Source organism: Aeromicrobium sp. UC242_57 (assembly GCF_044452305.1).
Lineage (GTDB): Bacteria > Actinomycetota > Actinomycetes > Propionibacteriales > Nocardioidaceae > Aeromicrobium.
Genome location: NZ_JBIOAM010000003.1, coordinates 1,219,022 through 1,239,665 on the forward strand (window position 1 = coordinate 1,219,022; position 20,644 = coordinate 1,239,665).

The window sequence follows — 20,644 nt, forward strand, 5'->3', positions numbered from 1 at the left end:
CGCCGAGACGACCTCGGCCGCGATCTGGACCCGGGGGGGCGCTGCGTCCCATGCCCCCGACGGTCATGGGCGTGCCAGCCGATCTGCCAGCGCTGACGGCTTCGGGCATCGTGACGCACGACGTCCGGTCGACGATCCTGCCCGTTCCCGATGAAGACGTGTCGGTGGCTGCCTTCGTGGCCGACCGGGTGGGCCAGGAGATCGTCGACCGGCTGGTCGAGCCCCTGCTCGGCGGTGTCTACGCAGGGCACGCCGACCGGCTCTCGTTGCGGGCGACCGCGCCGCAGATCGTCGCGCTCGGTGCGGACCTGTTGACGGGTGCGACCGCTGCACGGGCGGCGGCTACCTCGACGGGACCGGTCTTCTTCGGGCTGCGCGGCGGCATCGGCCAGCTGCCGGAGGCGATCGTGACCGCAGGCGACTTCGAGGTCCGGTGCGACGCGACCGTCCGGGCCGTGAGCCGTACTGCCACTGGCTGGCGACTGGTCGTCGGACCGACCACCGCTGCCGAGGTGCTCGACGTCGACGCCGTCGTCATGGCGGCTCCTGCGCCAGCGGCCGCCCGGCTGCTGGCCGAGGCGGCGCCCGATGCTGCCTTTGCCCTAGCGGGTGTCGACTACGCCAGCATGGCGCTCGTGACCTTCGTGCTCGACGGCGCGAACGATCCCGGCGGGTCAGGGTTCTTGGTTCCTCCGGTCGATGGCACCGTGATCAAGGCCGCGACCTATTCGACCAACAAGTGGGGCTGGTCGGCCGAGCAGGCTCAGGGCCTGACGATCGCTCGCACGTCGATCGGCCGCGCGGGGGACACCGCCCTGCTGCATCACGACGACACAGAGCTCATCGAGATGGCTCGCGCCGACCTGGCCGCGGCTACCGGCGACGTCGGACGCGTCGTCGACGCCCAAGTCCACCGTTGGGGCGGCGGATTGCCGCAGTACGACGTCGGCCACCTCGAGCTGGTCGGCACCGTCGAACGTGCCGTGGCGGTGGTCGACGGGCTCGAAGTCTGCGGTGCCGCCTACCGGGGCGTCGGGATCCCCGCTGTCATCGCGTCGGGTCGGGCGGCTGCGCGGCGACTTCTCGACGCTGAGAGAATGGACGCATGACGTCACCCATCCCGGCCGAACGCATCAAGGACAAGGGCAAGCTCGCCAAGGAGATCAACGAGACCATCCGGTACACGATGTGGTCGGTGTTTCCGCCTCGATCGGGTGCTGGGCGATTCAGCCCGAGAGGCTGAGGCAGCCGAGGTCGAGGCATTGTTCAAGGAGGCTGGCCGCTGACGACGTCGTCGTACGTGGCACGTATGACGTCAGTGGACTGCGTGCCGATGCCGATCTGATGATCTGGTGGCACGCCTCCACCAGCGATGCGCTGCAGCGGGCCTACAACTTGTTCCGCCGCACCGCCCTCGGTTCACGCATGGCGCCGGTCTGGTCACAGATGGCATTGCACCGGCCGGCCGAGTTCAACCGTTCGCACATCCCGGCGTTCATGGCCGACGAAGAGGTGCTCGACTACGTGTGCGTGTACCCGTTCGTGCGCTCGTACGAGTGGTATCTCCTGCCCGACGAAGAGCGTCGCGAGATGCTCAAGGAGCACGGCATGCAGGCGCGTCCGTACCCGGATGTCCGTGCCAACACCGTTGCCCTCGTTCGCGCTGGGCGACTACGAGTGGATGCTGGCCTTCGAGGCTGCCCAATTGCACCGCATCGTCGACCTGATGCGCGATCTGCGTGCCAGCAAGGCCCGCCGACACGTCCGCGAAGAGGTGCCGTTCTACACCGGCAAGCGCCACGACGTCGTCGACCTGGTGAACCTCTGGCCGTAGCGCCGTAGTCAGGTCAGCGACCCAGCTCAGCCCCGCCCAGTCCCGCGAGTGGTGCGGTCTGGACGAACACGCCGTCTCAGAACGTCCGAGGCGCACCACTCGCGGGGGTGTGTCAGGCGGGGTTGAGCTTCAGGCTGATGCCATTGATGCAGAAGCGCTGATCGGTCGGCGTGCCGAAGCCTTCGCCCTCGAAGACGTGTCCCAGGTGCGAGCCGCAGTTGGCGCACCGCACCTCGACGCGAGGAGGCCCAGGCATCGACGTGTCGGAGATGTACTCGACCCCGGTCCTCAGCCAACGGCTGGTAGAACGCCGGCCAGCCGCAGTGCGCGTCGAACTTGGTCTCGCTGCGGAACAGCTCGGCATCGCAGGCACGGCACGTGTAGACGCCGACCGTCGGATCAGTCTCGTAGGACGAGGTGAAGGGGCGTTCGGTTCCCGCGCGGCGCAGCACCTCGTACTCGGCCGGGCTCAGCTCGGCCTTCCACTGCTCGTCGGTCTTCTCGACCGCGTACTTCTTGTCACTGTTCAGCTCATGTGCCCAGCCTACGTCGGTCGACAACAGCCAGCGGTCAACGCTGAGCGTCGAACGGCACGTGCTCGAGCAGGTGGACGCTGGGAACTTCGAGCTTGCGCTGAGCGCGGGATGTCCAGTCGACGTGCAGGAACTCCTTGACGATGTGCGGCTGGGTCAAGATGATGACCTCGCTGGAGGCGGTCTCCTTGACGAGGGCGAGCAGCGCCTCGATCGGGTCGTCCTCGGTCAACGTGGCCGTCACCTGCTGGCCGCGCTGGGTCAGCAACGCAGCGCTGCCATCGAGCCGTCCTGGCCCGCGCTGACGATCTTGTTCTGCAGCTCGTCAGGTTGTCGACGTCGGCAATTGGCGTGATCTGTCCACCGAATGCCGTCATCGACGCGGCCAGCGTCGCCGACGAGTTCTCGACCGGCAGCAACAGGTGGTAGCGAACCGTGTCGTCCAGCCCTTCGTGCAGGGCGATGATCTGGTCGGCATCGAGTGGATTGAGCCGCGTTCAATCAGCAGTGCAACGTCAAACATGTGCAGTGTCCCTTCGTCGAGTCCGGACTGGTGTCCAGCCTACTGGCGGTCTCTGGTCCATCGGGTCAGCAGCACCCCGTCCACCTCGAGGCAGTGACCGAGCCGCATCGCGCGATCGACTGCTTCCTGCCCATGCGCGATGCGTGGAGCGGGGCCCCCGGCCAGCACCGGGGCAATCGTGAGACAGACCTCGTCGACCAGGTCGAGCGAGGCCAGGTCGCCGTGCAGAGTAGGCCCGCCCTCGCACAAGATGCGGTGCAGGCCTCGGTGGGCGAAGGCCTCGATGACGGCCGGCCAGTCGATCGTGCCGGTACGCTTGCGATCACGTCGACCGTCTCGGCGGGTTGCGCGAGCCGGAGCGCCGGAGCGTCGGACGTCGTGACGACGACCTGGCCAGGCACCAGGAGGGCGTCGGGGATGTCGAGGCTTCGGCTCACGACCGCGATGGGCAGGTTCGAAGGCCGGTAACCTTCCGCGCGGGCAGTTCCTGCGCCGACGACCACGACATCGGCCAGCGATCGCAAGATGCCGAACACGTGGGTGTCGATCTCACCACCGAGCGAGCCCGACAACCCGTCGCCGGCGGAGGCTGCTCCGTCGAGGGTCGAGACGAAATTGGTGCGCAGCCAGGGGCGGTCAGAATCGGGGTAGGCGTACAGCCGCCTGAGCTCGTCGTCGTCGGGCCACATGTCTGCACCCTACGGACTCCGGCGCGAGGGGTCGCGGTGGGGCATACTGCCCGCATGACCCAGTCACTCGGCGAGCTGTTGTCCGTGTCCGGTCCGGTCGACCTGTCGGAGCACGACTCGAGATCGACGCCCGGGTTCGATGGCCGCAAGGACGACGCCGAGGCGGATCTCAAGGTCGTCGGACCAGAGCTCGCCGACCTGCAGGAGCGCCTCTTCGCTGCCGGCCGGGTCGACGAGTCGGCGCCTCGCGTCCTGGTGGTGCTGCAAGGCATGGATACCTCCGGCAAGGGCGGGACGGTGCGGGGGTTGCCGGGCTGGTCGATCCGCAGGGACTCGCGATCCGGTCGTTCAAGCAGCCGACCTCCGAGGAGCTTGAGCACGACTTCTTGTGGCGCATCGCACCGGCGTTGCCAGCAGCAGGCATGATCGGGATCTTCGACCGGTCCCACTACGAGGACGTCCTGATCGGGAGGGTGCGCAAGTGGCATCCGAAGCCGAGATCGAGCGCCGTTACGACGCGATCGACAGCTTCCAGAAGGACTTCGTCGACGGCGGTGGCAGGGTCATCAAGTGCTTCCTTCACATCAGCGCCGACGATCAGCGCGAGCGTCTGGAAGAACGGCTGGCCGATCCCACCAAGTACTGGAAGTACAGCCCGGGAGATCTCGACGAACGCATGCTGTGGGACGACTACCAGCGCGCCTACGAGATCGCGTTGGAGCGGTGCGACGACATCCCGTGGAAGCTGATCCCAGCCGGACGCAAGTGGTACCGCAACTGGGCCGTCGCCCAGCTGCTGCGCGACGAGCTGAAGTCGCTCGACCTCGACTGGCCTGCGGCGACCTTCGACGTCGAGAAGGAACGGGCCAGGCTCGCTGCGATGTGAACGAGAACTGCTCCTTGCAGCTTGCCGAAAGGACATACCTCTCGACAAGCTCAAGGAGCAGATGCTGTTCAGGCGAACATGGCCTCCAGCGGGACCAGGTCGACTGCTCCCACGGCGTAACGGGCCAAGATGATCCGCGCGACCTCGACATCGACGCCCAGCGGCTCGGCGACCGCCACGGCACCGGCCTCGTAGGCCAGCCGGCCACGCGGTCGGGCAGGACACCCGGCGCGAGGAACAGCTGACCCACAGCGATGTGACGACGACCGTCGGCGCGATGCTGACGCACTGCCTCACCGGCAGCCGGGGGAACGCTAGAAGCGAACGCCGCGATGGTCGGCAGCTTGTGGTGCGCGCCCCAGGCGCGAGCTGCCCGCGAGATCGCCGCGTTGGCGATCGGGTCGGACGAGCCTGCGCCAGCCAGGACGAGAGCGTCGAGCTCGCGCACCCGGTTCTTCGACAGCGCTTCACGCAGTCGCTTGTCGAGGACGTGGAAGAACGCGTTCTCGATGCCCAGGACCTTGGTGGCCTGGATCTTCACGCCGTCGTGGCGTGACGACGCTGAAGCGATCGCGTGGGGGACGTCGACCTTGGCGTGGAACGCCTCACTGAGGAGCAGCGGGACGACCACGATCTCCTGGTGCCCTTCCGCGACGAGCTGATCGACAGCACGGTCGAAGTTGGGCTGCGAGTGGTCGAGGAATGCCGGCTCCACACGAAGGTCTGGCCGCATGCATGCGACCATCTCCAAAAGGGCTGTGATGGTGTCGGCGGAACGGGGATCGGTGCTGCCGTGCGCAAGAGCGATGAGTGCTGGTGCGGTCATGATGCTTGCCTCCTTCCAGAGGGTGCTGCGGTGGATGTTGTGGTGGGTGTAGTTCTCAATGGGTGGTCAGGTTGTTGGGCGCGAGCTGGCCGATGAAGCCGAGCCGGAACGCCCGAAGACACGAGTGACACTCCCACTCGCCGTGCTTCTCGCCGTGCGGACGAAGATCTTCTTCGGCGCAGTAGGGGCAGTGGTACGGAATTCCTCTCACCGGAGCACCTCCTCGTCTGCTCGGGCAACCCAGTGGGCGAACGACTCGTCGTCGCTGCGCTCGTCGAGGTAGCTGCGCGACAGCTTCTCGATGTACTCGGGAAGGTCATCGCCCGCGACCTTGTGCGCACGCAGCTCGCGTCCGAAGCCGGCGTCGAGTCCCAGGGCTCCACCGAGGTGGACCTGGAAGCCCTCGACCGTGTTGCCGTCGGCGTCGTTGACGAGCATGCCCTTGAGGCCGATGTCGGCGGTCTGGATGCGAGCACACGAGTTGGGGCAGCCGTTGACGTTGACCGTGATGGCCCGGTCAAGCTCGGGAACGCGCTTCTCCAGCTCGTTGATCAGCGTCGCCGCACGATCCTTGGTGTTGACGATCGCGAGCTGCAGTACTCGATGCCGGTGCAGGCCATCGTGTTGCGGCGCCACTGCGACGGCCGGGCGTGCAGGCCGATCTCGTCGAGGGCCGCGATGAGGGACTCGATCTTGTCCTCGGCGACGTCGAGCACCACAAGCTCTGCATGGGCGTCGTGCGGACGCGGGTGCTGCCGTGGGCCTCGACAATGTCGGCGACCTGGTTCAGCAGCGTGCCGGAGATGCGTCCGACCGTGGCGGCCACGCCGACGTAGAACTTGCCGTCGGTCTGGGGGAAGACGCCGACGTGATCGGCGGGCGTCTCGGGGTAGGCCGGAGCGTCGAGGTCGTGGAGAGCTTGCGACCGAGGTACTCGGTCTCGAGGACCTCGCGGAACTTCTCGACGCCCCAGTCGGCGAGCAGGAACTTCAGCCGGGCGCGGGTGCGCAGGCGGCGGTAGCCGTAGTCGCGGAAGATGCTGACGACGCCCTTCCAGACCTCGGGGACGTCTTCGAGCGAGACCCAGGTGCCCAGGCGCTGCGCCAGCATCGGGTTGGTCGACAGTCCGCCGCCGACCCAGAGGTCGAAACCGGGTCCGTGGACAGGGTGCACCGCGCCGGTGAACGCGATGTCGTTGATCTGGGGCACGACGTCGTGATCGGGGTTGCCGCTGATCGCAGACTTGAACTTGCGCGGCAGGTTGCTGAACTCGCGGTCGCCGATGAAGGTGCTCTCGATGGCGTCGATAGCCGACGTCCCGTCGATGATCTCGTCGGCGGAGATGCCGGCGACGGGGGAGCCGAGGATGACGCGGGGGCAGTCGCCGCACGCTTCCTGCGTCGAGAGGCCGACAGCCTCGAGACGGTTCCAGATGGTCGGCACGTCGCGGACGTCGATCCAGTGGTACTGGATGTTCTGGCGGTCGGTCAGGTCGGCGGTGTCGCGTGCGAACTCGACGGAGATGTCGGCGATCGTCCGCAGCTGCTCGAGGGGTCGAGCTGGCCGCCGTCGACGCGCACTCGCATCATGAAACGGTCGGCGTCGAGCTCTTCGGGCTCAAGGGTCGCGGTCTTGCCGCCGTCGATGCCAGCCTTCCGCTGCGTGTAGAGACCCCACCAGCGGAAGCGGCCGCGCAGGTCGCCGCCGTCGATCGACTCGAAGCCACGGTGCGCGTAGATGTTCTCGATGCGAGCGCGGACGTTGAGCGGGTTGTCGTCCTCTGGACTGCTCGTTGGCGTTCAGCGGCTCGCGGTAGCCCAACGCCCACTGGCCCTCGCCACGCTTGGGGCGCGGACGACGGGCGGGTGTGGCGGTGCCGGGTGCTGTTGCCATGAAGATCCCTTGGGGCAGGGCACACGGCGATCAGGACAGGAGCGTCTTGGGCTTGGTCGCCGCGCGCCTGATCGAGTAAGTCAGAGGAGGTGCGCGTTGATCAGCGACACATCATGTTGCGGGCACGACCGAGGTCAACGTGGATACGTCCCACGAGCCAGAGTGTCTGTGCCGAAAGCATGTGAACAGTCTGTAGTCGGTTCGGCGGTACGACAAGCGTCCGTCTTGTCATGTGAGACGAGTGTCCAAATGGTGGTCTCAGGAGTCGGTATGACGGCGAAAACCGATCCGGCCTGTGGCTCGGCTCACTCAGACGGAACCAGGATCGAGACGGCATAGGCGCCCACAGCAGCGCCCACCAGCGTCGCCCCCGCGGCGATCAGCGCGACGTCCCAGGGCACCAGCCCGGCCGTCGCCAGTCCCACGACGGCGGCAGGGTGGTAGACCGCGACGAGGCCCAACGGCAGCAGCGCACCGCCGACCACCGCAGGCACAGCCGCCAACGCTTCGGGGCCACCGCCGTCGATGCTCAGCGTCGCCCAAGCGCCGATCAGGCCGACGACCGCACCACCTGCACCAGCCACGAGGAGCGCCGGGTCGGCGAACACCAAGGTGTCGCCCAGCTGGCTGTCGAGCCCGAGTGCGGCGAGACCACCCAGCACGCCGCCCACGGCGTGTGCGGCGATGGCAGGCAGCAACGTTGCCCACGGACGGCGCCCGACGACGGCGAGGGTGACTACGGCTGCCGGGTTGACCAGCCCGCCTGTTCCGCGGTCGTCCGTGGCGTGCAGCTGCGCGTACCACGCGAGGAGCACTGCGAGCGCCGCGACAGCCGCGACGGCGAGCGTCGCATCGGCGGCCCGAAGGGCCATGGCCGACACGAACGTGATGATCGCCGAGGAGAGGACGGCGATCGTGATGGGACGACCCATTCAGGACTCCAGGTGAGGTGTCGTGCGGGCGGCGATGCGGGCGAGGTCGAGCCCGCGGGGGAGCGTGCCGAACGTTCCACCCCAGTCGCCACCGAGCCGCGAGGCGCAGAAGGCATCGGCGACCCCGTGGTCACCGTGCTGCAGCAAGACGGCACCCTGCAGCACAGCAGCCATCTGGCCGGCGATGCGCCGCGCCCGTGTCTCGATGTCGGACAGGTCGGCCAGCTCGGACAGGACGGTGTTGACCATCGCATCGAGGTGGGCGTTCTCGCCACGTACCCGGCCGACCTCGGTGATCCAGGCCTCCAGGCTCTCCGGCTCGCGTGCGAGGGCACGCAAGACGTCGAGGGCGTTGACGTTGCCGCTGCCCTCCCAGATCGAGTTGAGCGGCGACTCGCGGAACAGCAGCGGCATGCCGGACTCTTCGACGTAGCCGTTGCCACCGAAGCACTCCAGCGCCTCGGCGACCATGAACGGCGTCCGCTTGCACACCCAGAACTTCTCCAACGCCAGGCCGATGCGCCGCAGTGCCTGCTCGTGGGGGTCGTTGAGCCGGTCGACGGCCGACGCCAGGCGCAGCGAGACCATCGTCGCGGCCTCGCTCTCGACGGCAAGATCTGCCAGGACGTTGATCATCGCGGGCTGGTCGGCCAGCGTCGAGCCGAAAGCTGCGCGCCTCGACGTGTGCCAGGCAGCCTCGGCCACGGCCTTGCGCATGATGCCGGCCGAGCCGAGGATGCAGTCCTGCCGGGTCGCCGAGACCATCTCGATGATCGTGCGGATGCCACGGCCCTCGTCACCGAGGCGGACGCCCCACGCGTCGTTGAACTCCAGCTCGCTGGACGCATTCGACCAGTTGCCGAGCTTGTCCTTCAACCGGACGATCGTCAGGGAGTTGCGGCTGCCGTCGGGTCGCACCCGCGGCACCACGAAGCACGTGACACCGTCCGGGGCCTGGGCCAGCACCAGGAAGACGTCGTTCATGGGCGCCGACGTGAACCACTTGTGGCCCGTCAGGAGGTACTCGCCGTGCGTCTCGGTCGGACGTGCCTGGGTCGTGTTGGTGCGCAGGTCGGATCCGCCCTGCTTCTCGGTCATCCCCATGCCGGCCAGCAGGCCGGCCTTCTCGTCGGGTGCTCGCAGACCGAAGTCGTAGGAGCGCGAGGCCAGCCCGCCGGTCCACTGCTTCGCGATCGCGTCATCGACTCGCAGCGCGGGGATGACGGCGTACGTCATCGTGATCGGGCACATGTGGCCCTGCTCGACCTGGCCCCAGGTCAGGAAGCCCGCCGCGCGTTGCAGGTGCGCGACCGGGCTCTGCGAGGTCCACGGCTCGGCGGTGAGGCCGAAGCCGACGCCCTGGGTCATGAGCCAATGCCAGGACGGGTGGAACTCGACCTCGTCGATCCGGTTGCCGAACCGGTCGTTGGTCCGCAGCACGGGCTCGTTCTCGTTGGCGAGGTGCCAGTGCTCGCGTGCTTCGGCCGAACCGGCCAGAGCCCCGATCGGCGTGAGAGCGTCGACGATCTCGCCGGCAGCGTCGCCGCCGAAGGCCGTGACCGAGTCCATCAGGGCCTGGTCGGCAGTCGCGACGTTGTAACCGACGAGCGGCGACGCCTGGTTGATAGGTGCGCGTTGCAGGGGGTCCATGTCGCTACGGTAGAGCCATGGCGGTGGAACCGGTAGACCGACCGGGGTTCCCCGAAGCGGTCCGCAGACTCGTGGCTCGAACCGTCAGCAGCTGCTTCCGCTACCGGGTCACCGGGCTCGCAGCCGAGGCGGCATTCTTCGCGATCCTGTCGCTCCCGCCGCTGGTCTTCGGCCTCGCCGGCACGATCGGCTTCATCGCCGAACGCTACGACGTCGCCCAGGTCGACGTGCTGAAGGAACGGATCATCGACGTCGCGTCGAAGGCATTGACCGACGGCACCGTCGACAAGGTCATCGCACCGACTCTCGACGAGGTGCTCGACGGTGGACGCATCGACGTCATCTCGATCGGCTTCGTGCTCGCGCTGTGGTCGGGTTCGCGGGCGCTCAACGTCTTCCTCGACACGATCTCGATCATCTACGGGCTCGGGGGACACCGAGGCATCCTCAAGACCCGTGCGCTGTCGTTCAGCCTCTACGTCGTCGCTCTCGTCATCGGCATCGTGCTGGTGCCGATGGTCCTGATGGGTCCCGACGTTGCCGCAGACGTGCTGTCGGACCGGTGGTCGTTCTTGCGCCTCTTCTACTGGCCTGCCGTGCTGGTGGTGTCGGTCGGCTTCGTCACGACGCTCTACCACTTGGCGGTTCCGGCCCGAAAACCTTGGCTCGTGGGCATGCCTGGTGCGGTGCTGACGTTGGTCTTCTGGATTCTCGGCAGCTACCTGGTGCGTTGGGCCCTGGGCTTCTCGACCGGAGGGATGTCGGTGTACGGACCGCTCGCCGCGCCCATCGCGGTGCTGCTGTGGTTGTACGTCCTGTCGATCTCGGTGCTGATCGGGGCGGCCCTCAACGCCGCCGTCGAGCAGACCGTCGACGACGTGCGGTGGGGGGCCGGCCCGCGCTGAGCCTGAGGGCAGCCCTTAGAGATGCGGGGTGACGGTGACCTTGTCAGTGGTCACGGCTGCTGCACCCTTGCTGGCCTTCGCACGCATGAAGAACTCGGCTGGAGTGTCCTCGTCGCCCGCCTCGACGATCGCGTAGCCGACGGCTCGGCCCTTACGGTCCTGAGACCACTGGGCGAACTTGATGGTCTTGCCGTTGATCTTGACGTACACGACCACCGCGCGTCCCTTGCGCGCGGAGAGAACGTGCCGGTGATTGTGATGCTCTCACCCACGGACGGCGTCGCATTTGAAGTCTTGATCTTTGCGGTCTGCTCGACGACGCGCACCTTCTTCGCTGGTCCGTTGATGCGCTTGTAGGACTTGCCGTGGATCGTGGTGGCAGGCGCGACGATGCGGTAGTCGCGGTCGGCCTTGGTGCGGCTGCTGAGCTTGTAGGCACCCTTCGACGTCGTCGTGTCGGTGTCGACCTTCTTCCATTTGCCGGCGGACTTGAGCTGTAGGTAGGCCTTGCGCTTGACCGGAGTGCTGAGCTTCCCGGTCACCGTGAACCGCTCGTTGACGATCGGCTTCGCCGGGTTGGCGCGGACTGTGTTCTTGGCAGCGGCCTCAGCCGGGAGGGTGGACGTCGTCACGAGGCCGGCGGCGATGACGACGGACGCGAGGATGCTGGTTGTGAGCTCGGTGAGGTTCAACGGGATTCCTTGAGCAGAGTGGGAGCAGACCGAGGTGAGGCTACCGGTCCGGAGGGCCAGCGCTTCGCCCGTAGAGCTTGTCGAGAATGCTCCACTCGGCGCCTTGTGGATAACTTTGCTCGCCGATATCGGGGTGTCTGACCCTTGGTGCAGAGTGGTTTGTGAGCCGGAATCGCAGTGATTCCGGTACGCAAACTCACTCTCGGAGGTGCATCTCGTGTCGGCTGTTCTTGTCTCGTTTCCTGATCCGTTGTCGGGTGGGGTCACCGCGATCGAGAACGCCCTCGATGGAATGCCGATTGGTGGGTGGGCGGGTCTTGAAGCTGGTCTGGTGCGTGAGCTCGCAACCCGGATGATGCGGGCCGAGGCCAGGTTGAAAGCCCACCAACTGGCTGCTGCCCGGGTGCTGGAGGCTTCGGGTCTTGCTAAGGAGACTGGTGCGACCTCGACAGCGGCGTTGTTGGCGGGTGCCTTTGGTGGTGACCGGCGTGAAGCCGAGTCGATGGTCCACCGCGGCAAAGCCCTCGAAACCACACCCACCACCGAAGAAGCACTCGCTGACGGTCAGATCGGTGCCAAGCAGGCCGGGATCATCGCCGACGCCGTCAACGACCTGCCCGATGATGTGACACCAGCGCAGAAGCAGGCCTGCGAGAAAGCGCTGCTGGACGACGCCCCGAAGTACTCGTTGAAGGATCTGCGGTCGCGATCGCGTCGGATCACTGACCAGTTCAAACCCGCACCCGAGGTCGACCAGGACGAGAACGACAGTCTTGAGGATGAGGAGAAGGCCGCGTGGCGGCGGTCGGAGTTCTGGATGAACGCCAACGGCGACGGCACCACCACAGGTGGGTTCAGACTCCCTGATGCCCAAGCCGAGATGTTGGACGCGGCGATCAAGGCGATCTGCGCCCCCGAACGAGACCACCTCAGAGACCACCCCGGCGCCAAGACAGAGCCTGCTGGCGCAACCGCTGACGGTGAGAAGGCCACTGACACGGCTGGGCATGCGTTCTACGACCGTGAGCTCGACTGGCGCACCCGGATGGGTGTCGGGTTCGCCGAGCTCTGCTCCAGGCTTCCTGGGGCACCTGCTGCCAGGACGCAGCGGCCTCGGAGCCACCCTGATGGTGCGTTTTGACTACGACACTCTGGTCAATGGTGTGAAGGCGGCGACGTTGTCGACCGGCACCCGCATCTCGGCCTCCCAAGCTCGCCTGATGGCCTGCAATCTGGGTCTGATTCCCCAGGTCTTCGGTGGCAAATCGTTGCCACTGGACCATGGGCACGAACAACGCCTGTTCACCAAAGCCCGAAAAGCAGGCACTCGCGGCCCGTGATCACGGCTGCACCTTCCCCGGATGCGACCGGCCACCCGAGCAATCCGAGGCCCATCACTACCGAATGCCGTGGTCGAAGGGTTCGACCACGAAGCTCGATGATGGGGTGCTGATCTGCCCCCACCACCACCGACTCGTCCACACCGACGACTGGGCCATCAGACTCAACCGGGTCACCGACCGCATCGAGTACCGCGCCCCGGGCTCATTGATCTGGCGCACCAACCACCGATGGCGACCCTGAACCCCGCATCGCGGGAAGCACAAAACCCGAACCCGTTTGCGCGGATCCGGGTTTCATGGATGGGATGGTGGGCGATACAGGACTTGAACCTGTGACCTCTTCCGTGTCAGGGAAGCGCGCTACCAGACTGCGCCAATCGCCCATGCTTATTCAATTGTGTGTGAGAGGTGGGTACGGGATTTGAACCCGTGTAAACGGATTTGCAGTCCGTTGCCTCGCCTCTCGGCCAACCCACCGCAGGATGGGCATGGAGACCCTCTCCGAGCGGACAACGAGATTCGAACTCGCGACCCTCACCTTGGCAAGGTGATGCTCTACCACTGAGCTATGTCCGCACTGGCTCCGCTTAGCGGGCCGAGAAGAACATTAGCCGATCCTCCGCGAGGGGCAAACAGGGGGGTCCGCGTAGCGTGGGGGCATGAAGACCTGGCTCAATGGACACGTACTGAAATCTCCCGAGGATCCGGCGATCTCGCCTCTCGACCACGGCATGATCGTGGGCGACGGGGTCTTCGAGACGGTCAAGATCGAGGGTGGCGAGCCGTTCGCGCTGACCCGTCATCTCGACCGGCTCGAACGTTCTGCACATGGTTTGGGCATCGGGACACCTGACGTCGGCGCGATCCGCGAGGGCATCGCCGCGACGATGGACGGCCAGGGGATCGACTTCGGTCGGATCCGGGTGACCGTGACGTCGGGAAGTGGCCCGTTGGGCTCGCCGCGGGGGGAGCGCCGGCCTCACGCACGTCGTGATCTCCGAGCCGGCGACCCGTCCTTCGTCCATCGCGTCGATCGTGACCGTGCCGTGGCCCCGCAACGAGCGCGGGGCGGTCTCAGGGCTGAAGACGACCTCGTATGCCGAGAACGCCCTGATGATCGAGCACGCGCACGCCCACGGCGCCTCCGAGGCTGTGATGCCCAACACCGTCGGGATGCTGTGCGAAGGCACCGGTTCCAACATCATGTACGTCGTCGGCGAGAGACTCATCACACCGACGTTGGCGGCCGGACCACTGGCCGGCGTGACGCGGGCGCTGGGTGCTCGATTGGTGTGCGGGCGAGATCGACGTCGTCGAGCAGGATGCGCCGATCGAGGTGCTGCAGACTGCCGACGAAGTGATCTTGGTCGGCACGACGCGCGACGTCCAGGCGATCGACAAGGTCGACGGCCGAGAGCTTGCGGCGCCGGGTCCGATCACGCTCAAAGCGCAAGAGATCTGGGCGCGCGAGGCGGCCAAGGGGATCGATCCCTGACCTGCCGAGTGTGAGGCGTGCGGCCCGATGGGCTAGAGTTTCGGGACGCACGTCACGGGCGGTTGGCGCAGTGGTAGCGCACCTCGTTCACACCGAGGGGGTCGCCGGTTCGAACCCGGCATCGCCCACCGACACGAAGGCCCTGGCAGACTCACGAGTCTGCCGGGGCCTTCTGCATTGACTCCCCGTGGTCGAGCTCCGCTGAATGCGGTGTGACAGGCATACGCATCCCCTAGGCTCGTCGCAGTCGAGCAGGGGAGCGGACCATGGGACTGTTCAAGTCCGAAGAGGAGAAGGCGGCCGAGCAGGCGGAGCGGGCGTGTGTCGAGGCCGCGCAAGCGGCGGCACGCGCTGAAGCGGCCAAGAAGGCCGCTGAGGCGAAGCGGCGGGCCGGACCCGTCGGACAGGCGGGCGTCGCCAAGGAAGCGGGGCTGCGCTTCTACGAGGTCCAGCTCGACGTGGGCGTGACCCAGGGATCGGCGACGTTCGGTGAGGCCTCAGGGTCAGAGACTCGTTCAGCAGCTCATCCTGGGCACGCTGGGGAGATCGAGGCACTCGGCTGGAAGCTGGAGCATGTCGGCTACGTCTACCAGGTCACCGGCGAGGAGACCACCGACAAGTTCGTGACGACGGGCCAGCGGGTCGCCGTCAGCGGCAAGACCGTGGGAATCTACCTGTTTCGCAACACGTCCGCGTAGCGGTCAGCCACCCACCCCTCAGCCGCAAAGACCGCGGCGCGGTGGCCTTTCAACCGTCCCAGTCGGGATGAGGTTGAAAAACCACCGCGCCGGGGTGGGCGGGCGTCAGAAGCGACGGACCTTGCTAGCTGCTGGTCCAGATCTTTTCCTTCTTGACCGGCTTGCCAGGGCGGCTGGCGTGCCAGATCTTGTTCTTCCCGGCGTAGATGCCGACGTGGTAGGCGTGCTGCCGTCGTAGAACACGATCAGGTCGCCGCGCTTCTTGTCGGACTTCTTGACCTTCTTGCCCTTCTTGGCCTGATCGCCCGCGATGCGGGGCAGCTTCTCTGATGGCCTTCTTGTACACGTACTGGGTGTAGCCCGAGCAGTCGAAGCCCTTCGGCGACGTGCCACCCCACTTGTACGGGCTGCCCTTGAGTGCGGCGGCCTTCTTGACGACCTTGGTCGCCTTCGACTTGCTGAGTGCCGAAGCCGACGTGGACGTGCTGCCCACGACCAGAGCCGACATCAGGACAGCCGCGAGCAGGGCGATCATCGCCCGGTTGATACTGCGCATAGTTCCCTCGATGCGCCTACGAGATGAGAGTCTGTCGGACCTGAGAGTGGCCCCAAGCGCAAGGTGCGCGGGAAGTGACTGTCCCGTTCCGCTTCTGCTGATTGAGCGGCGCACGTGGAAGCGGATTCGGCTCACGTGCGGTGGGCTTCCATGACATTGAAGCCAGAGGGATTCTAGTCAGACTCTCAGCAAACCGCCTTCGCTAGACCGCAACCTAGGCGCACAGAGGTGTCGAACATCACAGACTGCCGTACGTTTCGAGGGGGCGCGGGATGGCATCGGCCGATCTGGCTATGCTGGCAGCGCCAGTTTCTCCACGTCGTGGAGTCAGGGAATCCGGTGAGAATCCGGAGCTGACGCGCAGCGGTGAGGGTGACGGGCGGAGCACGCGGTCCTCGGACTGCAGCCACTGGACGCACGTCCCGGGAAGGCGCCCCGACCCGCATGATCCCAAGTCCGAAGACCTGCTGGCCCTAGCGGCATCCGTCGCCAGGTCAGATGCGGCCTCGCGGACGGGCCAGGACCACAGATGGGTCGACGCGATGTCAACAGATCGCCACCGGGCAGACCGTTGCCCGGCGCGTCGCGTCCTGGCCGGCTGAGGACGGGATGCTCGTCCGCCTGCGACTGATCGGCGGTCAGGTGCCATCGGCATCGCTGGAGTCCTTGGTTGCCGTTGCCGAGAGGTACGGGACGGGCGCGTGCACGTCACGTCGCGGGCCAATCTCCAGCTGGCCGGGGCTTCCCGTCAGCCGGCGGCGGTCTGCCGGAGGAGGCTGTCACGGCTCTGCAGTTCGACCGGCCTCCTGCCGAGTCGCACGCACGGCTGGTCCGCAACGTCATGCTCTCGCCGCAGTCGGGACTCTCAGGAGGTCGGCTCGACCTGAGATCGGTCGGCGCCGAGCTGGATCAGCGCTTGCGCGCGTCGCCTCGACTTGCCGAGCTTCCGGGGCGTTTCCTGTTCGTGCTCGATGACGGTCGTGGCGATCTGCTGGACCGGTCGTGCGACCTGGGCTTGGTGGCGTTGGATGGTCATGAGGTGCAGCTGAGGGTCGGCGACGGGTGGGCGAGACACTGCCAGCACCGGCGGCCGCCGCCCGGCTTGCTGAGCTGGCAGAGCAGTTCATGGAGCGGCGGGTTCTCGACAGCCACGGTGGTGATGACACCGCTGCCTGGCACGTCCGCCAGCTGTCAGAACCTCTCACCGCCTTCGGCCCCGGCGCATCACCTGGTTCCTTCGCCCAGCCCGGCGCTCGCGTTCGGCGAGGTTCCCGGCGGATCCACCACCCGTGCCCCCGACTGGCCTCGACCGCGCCTCGATCCGTGAACCTGACCTCGTCGACCTCCAGCGTGATCATCACGCCGTGGCGCGGCGTCCTCGTCCCCAAGGAGCACCCATGACGACCCCCGGCTGCCCCTCGCGGCACTACGACTACATCGACGACGGCCCGGCGATCTGACGTCGACTCGTTCGCGACGATCCGGCGCGAGGCCGATCTGAGCGGGATCCCGGCCGATGCCGAGAAGCTGGCAGTCCGCATGATGCACGGCAGCGGTCAGGTCGACCTCGCAGCAGACCTGCGGATCCACCCGCGCATGGTGGAGGCTTCACGTGCAGCGCTCGAAGCGGGTGCACCGATCCTGTGCGATGCCACGATGGTCGCGACCGGGGTCACCCGCCGCCCGGCTGCCGCAGGACAACGACGTGCTGTGCTTCCTCAACGACGAACGAGTCGCAGGCCTGGCCCGCGACTGGTCGACGACCCGCACCGCCGCGGCGGTCTCGTTGTGGGAGCCGCACCTCGACGGGGCGCTGGTCGCGATCGGCAACGCCCCGACAGCCCTGTTCCACCTGCTGGAGCTCATCCTCGACGGGGGACCGCGGCCAGCGGCAATCGTCGGTTGCCCGGTCGGGGCTTCATCGGTGCACGTGAGTCGAAGGAGGCGCTCGTCGACTTCGCAGACCAGCACGGCATCGATATCCCGTACGTCACCGTCCGAGGCCGTCGCGGCGGCTCGGCCATGACGTCATCGGCACTCAACGCGCTAGCCCAGGAGAAGGAATGACAGGTCGCTTCTACGGCGTCGGAGTCGGTCCGGGCGATCCGGAGCTCATGACGCTCAAGGCCGCCCGGCTGATCCAAGATGCCGATGTCATTGCGTATCACGCAGGCGTGGGCAAGCAGTCGAATGCCCGCCGGATCGCAGCGGGACTGTTCGGTGACGGCGTCATCGAGGAACAGCTGACCTATCCGGTCACGACGGGTGCCACCGAGCACGCTGGCGGCTATGCGGGCGCGATGGCGGAGTCTACGAGGCCTCGGCGGCGCGGCTGGCCGCCCATCTCGACCAAGGGCGCGTCGTCGTGCTGCTGTCAGAGGGCGACCCGCTGTTCTACGGCTCCTACATGTACATGCACGACCGGTTGGCTGACCGGTATCCGACCGAGATCGTGCCTGGCGTGCCGGCCTTCTTGGCTGCCACCGCCACGACTGCTGCCCCGTTGGTGCGGCAGACCGACGTGCTGACGGTGCTGCCTGGAACCCTGCCTGAGGCCGAGCTGGCCCGTCGCCTGGCCGACACCGATGCCGCCATCATCATGAAGCTCGGGCGGACCTTTCCGGCTGTGCGCCGCGCGCTCGAGGCGGCCGGCCGGATCGATGACGCGCTGTACGTCGAACGGGCCTCGATGCCCGAAGAGCTCTGGCAGCCGGTCGCCCAGGTCGACGCCGACAGCGTGCCGTACTTCTCGCTGATCGTGCTGACCGGCGACTCGTTGAACGGGGCCCGGTCAAGGGACGTCCGTGAGAGCAAGACACCTGAACCGGTGGAGAGCGCCGCCCGACCCGAGGTGCTGGTCGTAGGGCTCGGCCCGGGGCCTGACCACTGGCTGACGCCTGAGGCCACGCTGTTGGGTGAGGTCGACCACGTCATCGGATACGGCCCGTACGTCAACCGGGTGCCGCAGCGTGTCGGGCTCACCCGGCATGCCTCTGGCAACACCGTCGAGGTCGACCGGGCGCGCCTTGCGCTCGACCTGGCGGTGGCCGGCGACAAGGTCGCCGTCGTCTCGAGGCGGCGACGCCGGGGTGTTCGGCATGGCGTCGGCCGTCTTCGAGGCGGCCGAGGACCCTGCCTACCAGCACGTGGCGATCCGGGTCGTGCCCGGCGTCAGCGCGGTGCAAGCGGTGGCCGCCCGGGCTGGCGCGCCGATCGGCGGCGACTTTGCCGTCGTCTCGCTGTCTGACCGGCTCAAGCCGTGGAGCGTCGTCGAGCGGCGCCTGCGCGCCATCGCCGAGGCCGATCTGGTGCTTGCGATCTACAACCCTGCCTCGCGGTCGCGCACGCAGCAGATCTTCACCGCACGCGAGGTGCTGCTGGAGCATCGTTCGCCCGACACCGTCGTGGTCATCGGGCGCGACATCGGCCGCGAGCAGGAGTCGTTGACCGTCACGACGCTGGGCGAGCTCGATCCCGCGACGATCGACATGCTGTGCCTGATCATCGTGGGCGCCTCGGGGACCCGTGTCAGTCCTGCCGGGGTGTGGACGCCGCGGTACGTCGACGCGGACGCGACGGAGTCCGACCGATGACGGTGCACTTCGTCGGAGCTGGTCCCGGCGCTGCCGATCTGCTGACGGTGCGCGCCACGAGCTTCTGGCGTCCGCTGACGTCGTCCTGTACCCCGGCACCTACCTCGACCCCGAGGTGCTGAGCCACGTGGCCGGTGCTGAGCTGGTCGACACACAGCACCTCGACCTCGACCAGATCACGCAGCACCTCGTCACGGCCCACCAGCGCGGCCAGGACGTCGTCAGGCTCGCGTCGGGCGATCTCTCGGTCTACTCGGCGCTCACCGAGCAGACCCGCCGGCTCGACGCTGCCGGTGTGCCGTGGGACGTCACCCCCGGCGTCCCGGCCTATGCGGCGGCCGCGGCGGCGGTCGGCCGCGAGCTGACCGTCCCGCATGTCGCGCAGTCGGTCGTGCTGACTCGCGTGCAAGCCCGGTCGACGGCCATGCCTGCGACCGAGTCGTTGGCGCACTTCGCCGCCTCGAAGGCCACCCTGGCACTGCACCTGGCGATCACCCGGATCCGTGAGGTCATGACCGACGTCGAGGGCGACTACGGTCCGGACTGCCCGGTGGTCGTGGTCTATCGGGCAAGTCAGCCCGAGGAGCCGATCCTGCGCGGCACGGTCGCGACGATCGCCGACGCAGTCGAGGCTGCGGGCCTGCGGCAGGCAGCGGTCATCTTGATCGGGGAGGCCCTCGGAACCGATGGCGGCGGGAGTCGTACCTGTACGGGACGTCGAGGACCCGGCGGCTCAAACGGTCAGGAACCACTGGGTGACGGTGCGGGCGGGAGACCATCCGGTGAATCCGCCTAACGGGGCCGAGGTCTCGACGCTGAGGCGAGTCAGCTCGCCGCCGTGGGTTCGGTAAGCCTCCGCGAGAGCCAGCTCGGTCTCGAGGGTCACCCCGTGGACGACGATCCGTCCGCCAGGCGAGAGCGCCGCCAGGCACGTGTCGATCAGGCCTGCCGCGGTGGCACCGCCACCGATGAACACGGCATCCGGCCGGGGGAGATCGGTCAGCGCGTCGGGTGCGCGTCCGGTGACGACCCGGAGTCCCGGAACCCCCAGGCGGCTGGCGTTGCGTCCGATGCGGGCGGCACGTTCGGAGCTGGCCTCGATCGTCGTCGTGGTGCAGCGGGGATGAGCACGCATCCACTCGATCCCGACTGATCCGGCGCCTCCACCGACGTCCCAGAGGTGCTCGCCGGGGGTCGGAGCGAGACGTGAGAGCGCCGACGCCCGGATGTCTCGTTTGGTGAGCTGGCCATCGTGCTCGAAGGCCTCGTCGGGCAGCCCGGACGTCCAACCGGTGAGCCGTGGTCCGACGGCTCGATGCCGATGACGTTGAGCCGGGGTGCAGGCTGGTCCCAGCCGCGTGCGGTGCCGACGAGATGTGACTCGTCGTCCGCACCGAGGTCACCCAGGACGTGCAGCGTGCTGTCTGCGTAGCCGGTCTCGACGAGAAGCGCCGCCACCTGCGCGGGTGTCGTCTCGTCCGAGGACAGGGCGAGGACCCGGCCGCCAGGGGCGAGCTTCCGCGAAGGATCGCGGCGGGATCGCGTCCGACGAGGCTGACGACGGCACACGATTCGGCGGACCATCCGAGCCGCGCA

General features: G+C 67.3%; 21 protein-coding genes, 4 tRNA genes, 10 pseudogenes and 1 riboswitch. Of the genes and pseudogenes, 19 read left to right on the plus strand and 16 right to left on the minus strand.

Features of this window, described 5'->3' with window-relative positions; genetic code table 11:
• Nucleotides 1-50: 50 nt before the first annotated feature.
• The 4 genes and pseudogenes from hemG (at nucleotide 51) to ACHMWU_RS17915 (ending at nucleotide 1,834) form a co-directional block, all read left to right on the plus strand.
• On the plus strand, nucleotides 51-1,109 hold the full coding sequence (gene hemG, locus ACHMWU_RS17900) for a protoporphyrinogen oxidase (protein ID WP_396045646.1): 1,059 nt from the start codon (nucleotides 51-53) through the stop codon (nucleotides 1,107-1,109).
• Entirely contained in the window at nucleotides 1,106-1,243 is a 138-nt protein-coding gene (locus ACHMWU_RS17905; protein WP_396045648.1) for a hypothetical protein, read from the plus strand. The genes hemG and ACHMWU_RS17905 overlap by 4 nt, the downstream gene beginning before the upstream one ends.
• A pseudogene (locus ACHMWU_RS17910) lies at nucleotides 1,189-1,590 on the plus strand (chlorite dismutase family protein); the annotation flags it as partial. The gene ACHMWU_RS17905 and the pseudogene ACHMWU_RS17910, both read left to right, overlap by 55 nt.
• Before the next feature lie 91 nt (nucleotides 1,591-1,681).
• On the plus strand, nucleotides 1,682-1,834 hold the full coding sequence (locus ACHMWU_RS17915; protein WP_396046875.1) for a chlorite dismutase family protein: 153 nt from the start codon (nucleotides 1,682-1,684) through the stop codon (nucleotides 1,832-1,834).
• A 112-nt stretch (nucleotides 1,835-1,946) separates the two neighbouring features.
• Here the strand turns inward: ACHMWU_RS17915 and msrB are convergent.
• The 4 genes and pseudogenes from msrB to ACHMWU_RS17935 form a co-directional block, all read right to left on the minus strand.
• A pseudogene (gene msrB / locus ACHMWU_RS17920) lies at nucleotides 1,947-2,364 on the minus strand (peptide-methionine (R)-S-oxide reductase MsrB).
• Between the two features lie 40 nt (nucleotides 2,365-2,404).
• Entirely contained in the window at nucleotides 2,405-2,635 is a 231-nt protein-coding gene (locus tag ACHMWU_RS17925; RefSeq protein WP_396045650.1) for a hypothetical protein, read from the minus strand.
• 294 nt (nucleotides 2,636-2,929) lie between these two features.
• Complete coding sequence (locus ACHMWU_RS17930) at nucleotides 2,930-3,139, minus strand: dihydrofolate reductase family protein (protein ID WP_396045652.1); 210 nt, start codon at nucleotides 3,137-3,139, stop codon at nucleotides 2,930-2,932.
• 125 nt (nucleotides 3,140-3,264) lie between these two features.
• A pseudogene (locus ACHMWU_RS17935) lies at nucleotides 3,265-3,579 on the minus strand (dihydrofolate reductase family protein); the annotation flags it as partial.
• A 54-nt stretch (nucleotides 3,580-3,633) separates the two neighbouring features.
• Between ACHMWU_RS17935 and ACHMWU_RS17940 the strand changes: the two are divergent.
• Nucleotides 3,634-4,465, plus strand: a pseudogene (locus tag ACHMWU_RS17940) (PPK2 family polyphosphate kinase).
• 268 nt (nucleotides 4,466-4,733) lie between these two features.
• On the opposite strand, the pseudogene ACHMWU_RS17945 reads toward ACHMWU_RS17940, so the two are convergent.
• From ACHMWU_RS17945 to ACHMWU_RS17965, 5 genes and pseudogenes are all read right to left on the minus strand, one after another.
• Nucleotides 4,734-5,291 (minus strand): annotated as a pseudogene (locus ACHMWU_RS17945) (sirohydrochlorin chelatase); the annotation flags it as partial.
• A 55-nt stretch (nucleotides 5,292-5,346) separates the two neighbouring features.
• Nucleotides 5,347-5,502 carry a hypothetical protein gene (locus tag ACHMWU_RS17950; RefSeq protein WP_396045654.1) on the minus strand — a complete coding sequence of 52 codons (156 nt, stop codon included), beginning with the start codon at nucleotides 5,500-5,502 and terminating at the stop codon, nucleotides 5,347-5,349.
• Nucleotides 5,499-7,184: pseudogene (locus tag ACHMWU_RS17955) on the minus strand (nitrite/sulfite reductase). The gene ACHMWU_RS17950 and the pseudogene ACHMWU_RS17955 overlap by 4 nt, the downstream one beginning before the upstream one ends.
• A 305-nt stretch (nucleotides 7,185-7,489) precedes the next feature.
• Nucleotides 7,490-8,116 (minus strand): hypothetical protein, encoded by a 627-nt coding sequence (locus tag ACHMWU_RS17960; RefSeq protein WP_396045656.1) that lies wholly within the window; start codon nucleotides 8,114-8,116, stop codon nucleotides 7,490-7,492.
• A complete protein-coding gene (locus ACHMWU_RS17965; RefSeq protein ID WP_396045658.1) occupies nucleotides 8,117-9,766 on the minus strand; it encodes an acyl-CoA dehydrogenase family protein in 1,650 nt (549 codons plus the stop codon). It abuts the gene before it with no gap.
• 71 nt (nucleotides 9,767-9,837) lie between these two features.
• On the opposite strand from ACHMWU_RS17965, the gene ACHMWU_RS17970 reads away from it, so the two are divergent.
• A complete protein-coding gene (locus ACHMWU_RS17970; RefSeq protein ID WP_396045660.1) occupies nucleotides 9,838-10,671 on the plus strand; it encodes a YihY/virulence factor BrkB family protein in 834 nt (277 codons plus the stop codon).
• Nucleotides 10,672-10,721: 50 nt separating this feature from the next.
• On the opposite strand, the gene ACHMWU_RS17975 is transcribed toward ACHMWU_RS17970, so the two are convergent.
• Nucleotides 10,722-11,363 (minus strand): hypothetical protein, encoded by a 642-nt coding sequence (locus ACHMWU_RS17975; protein WP_396045662.1) that lies wholly within the window; start codon nucleotides 11,361-11,363, stop codon nucleotides 10,722-10,724.
• 217 nt (nucleotides 11,364-11,580) lie between these two features.
• Here ACHMWU_RS17975 and ACHMWU_RS17980 point away from each other — a divergent pair, with 217 nt between their 5' ends.
• The 3 genes from ACHMWU_RS17980 to ACHMWU_RS17990 all read left to right on the plus strand — a co-directional run bounded on the left by ACHMWU_RS17980 (nucleotide 11,581) and on the right by ACHMWU_RS17990 (nucleotide 12,947).
• Nucleotides 11,581-12,504: a DUF222 domain-containing protein gene (locus ACHMWU_RS17980; RefSeq protein ID WP_396045664.1), complete on the plus strand. Its 924-nt coding sequence runs from the start codon at nucleotides 11,581-11,583 to the stop codon at nucleotides 12,502-12,504.
• Nucleotides 12,491-12,703, plus strand: a complete 213-nt coding sequence (locus ACHMWU_RS17985) for a hypothetical protein (RefSeq protein WP_396045666.1) — start codon at nucleotides 12,491-12,493, stop codon at nucleotides 12,701-12,703. Before ACHMWU_RS17980 ends, ACHMWU_RS17985 begins: the two co-directional genes overlap by 14 nt.
• Before the next feature lie 64 nt (nucleotides 12,704-12,767).
• Complete coding sequence (locus ACHMWU_RS17990) at nucleotides 12,768-12,947, plus strand: hypothetical protein (protein WP_396045668.1); 180 nt, start codon at nucleotides 12,768-12,770, stop codon at nucleotides 12,945-12,947.
• A gap of 65 nt (nucleotides 12,948-13,012) precedes the next feature.
• Here ACHMWU_RS17990 and ACHMWU_RS17995 read toward each other — a convergent pair.
• The 3 genes from ACHMWU_RS17995 to ACHMWU_RS18005 form a co-directional block, all read right to left on the minus strand.
• A tRNA-Val gene (locus ACHMWU_RS17995) sits at nucleotides 13,013-13,089 on the minus strand.
• A 23-nt stretch (nucleotides 13,090-13,112) separates the two neighbouring features.
• Nucleotides 13,113-13,183, minus strand: a tRNA-Cys gene (locus ACHMWU_RS18000).
• 27 nt (nucleotides 13,184-13,210) lie between these two features.
• Nucleotides 13,211-13,282, minus strand: a tRNA-Gly gene (locus ACHMWU_RS18005).
• 155 nt (nucleotides 13,283-13,437) lie between these two features.
• On the opposite strand from ACHMWU_RS18005, the pseudogene ACHMWU_RS18010 reads away from it, so the two are divergent.
• The 5 genes and pseudogenes from ACHMWU_RS18010 to ACHMWU_RS18030 form a co-directional block, all read left to right on the plus strand.
• A pseudogene (locus tag ACHMWU_RS18010) lies at nucleotides 13,438-13,614 on the plus strand (aminotransferase class IV); the annotation flags it as partial.
• A 133-nt stretch (nucleotides 13,615-13,747) separates the two neighbouring features.
• Nucleotides 13,748-13,924 (plus strand): annotated as a pseudogene (locus ACHMWU_RS18015) (aminotransferase class IV); the annotation flags it as partial.
• A 61-nt stretch (nucleotides 13,925-13,985) separates the two neighbouring features.
• The gene (locus ACHMWU_RS18020; RefSeq protein WP_396047022.1) at nucleotides 13,986-14,201 is read left to right on the plus strand and encodes a hypothetical protein; all 216 of its coding nucleotides are present in this window, start codon (nucleotides 13,986-13,988) and stop codon (nucleotides 14,199-14,201) included.
• 56 nt (nucleotides 14,202-14,257) lie between these two features.
• Nucleotides 14,258-14,329, plus strand: a tRNA-Val gene (locus ACHMWU_RS18025).
• A gap of 138 nt (nucleotides 14,330-14,467) precedes the next feature.
• On the plus strand, nucleotides 14,468-14,899 hold the full coding sequence (locus tag ACHMWU_RS18030) for a hypothetical protein (protein ID WP_396045670.1): 432 nt from the start codon (nucleotides 14,468-14,470) through the stop codon (nucleotides 14,897-14,899).
• Between the two features lie 124 nt (nucleotides 14,900-15,023).
• On the opposite strand, the gene ACHMWU_RS18035 is transcribed toward ACHMWU_RS18030, so the two are convergent.
• Nucleotides 15,024-15,455: a C40 family peptidase gene (locus ACHMWU_RS18035; RefSeq protein ID WP_396045672.1), complete on the minus strand. Its 432-nt coding sequence runs from the start codon at nucleotides 15,453-15,455 to the stop codon at nucleotides 15,024-15,026.
• Nucleotides 15,456-15,744: 289 nt separating this feature from the next.
• Nucleotides 15,745-15,942: riboswitch (cobalamin riboswitch) on the plus strand.
• 378 nt (nucleotides 15,943-16,320) lie between these two features.
• Complete coding sequence (locus ACHMWU_RS18040) at nucleotides 16,321-16,491, minus strand: hypothetical protein (RefSeq protein ID WP_396045674.1); 171 nt, start codon at nucleotides 16,489-16,491, stop codon at nucleotides 16,321-16,323.
• A gap of 26 nt (nucleotides 16,492-16,517) precedes the next feature.
• Here ACHMWU_RS18040 and ACHMWU_RS18045 point away from each other — a divergent pair, with 26 nt between their 5' ends.
• The 5 genes and pseudogenes from ACHMWU_RS18045 (at nucleotide 16,518) to ACHMWU_RS18065 (ending at nucleotide 19,844) form a co-directional block, all read left to right on the plus strand.
• Nucleotides 16,518-16,856 (plus strand): hypothetical protein, encoded by a 339-nt coding sequence (locus ACHMWU_RS18045; RefSeq protein WP_396045677.1) that lies wholly within the window; start codon nucleotides 16,518-16,520, stop codon nucleotides 16,854-16,856.
• Nucleotides 16,853-17,522, plus strand: a pseudogene (locus tag ACHMWU_RS18050) (precorrin-8X methylmutase). The gene ACHMWU_RS18045 and the pseudogene ACHMWU_RS18050 overlap by 4 nt, the downstream one beginning before the upstream one ends.
• A pseudogene (locus ACHMWU_RS18055) lies at nucleotides 17,519-19,048 on the plus strand (precorrin-2 C(20)-methyltransferase). Before ACHMWU_RS18050 ends, ACHMWU_RS18055 begins: the two co-directional pseudogenes overlap by 4 nt.
• The gene (locus ACHMWU_RS18060) at nucleotides 19,045-19,170 is read left to right on the plus strand and encodes a hypothetical protein (protein ID WP_396045679.1); all 126 of its coding nucleotides are present in this window, start codon (nucleotides 19,045-19,047) and stop codon (nucleotides 19,168-19,170) included. Before ACHMWU_RS18055 ends, ACHMWU_RS18060 begins: the two are co-directional and overlap by 4 nt.
• Nucleotides 19,164-19,844, plus strand: a complete 681-nt coding sequence (locus ACHMWU_RS18065; RefSeq protein WP_396045681.1) for a cobalt-precorrin-4/precorrin-4 C(11)-methyltransferase — start codon at nucleotides 19,164-19,166, stop codon at nucleotides 19,842-19,844. The genes ACHMWU_RS18060 and ACHMWU_RS18065 overlap by 7 nt, the downstream gene beginning before the upstream one ends.
• Here the strand turns inward: ACHMWU_RS18065 and cbiT are convergent.
• On the minus strand, nucleotides 19,782-20,402 hold the full coding sequence (cbiT, locus tag ACHMWU_RS18070; RefSeq protein ID WP_396046877.1) for a precorrin-6Y C5,15-methyltransferase (decarboxylating) subunit CbiT: 621 nt from the start codon (nucleotides 20,400-20,402) through the stop codon (nucleotides 19,782-19,784). The two genes, ACHMWU_RS18065 and cbiT, sit on opposite strands and share 63 nt — an antisense overlap.
• Nucleotides 20,403-20,644 lie beyond the last annotated feature (242 nt).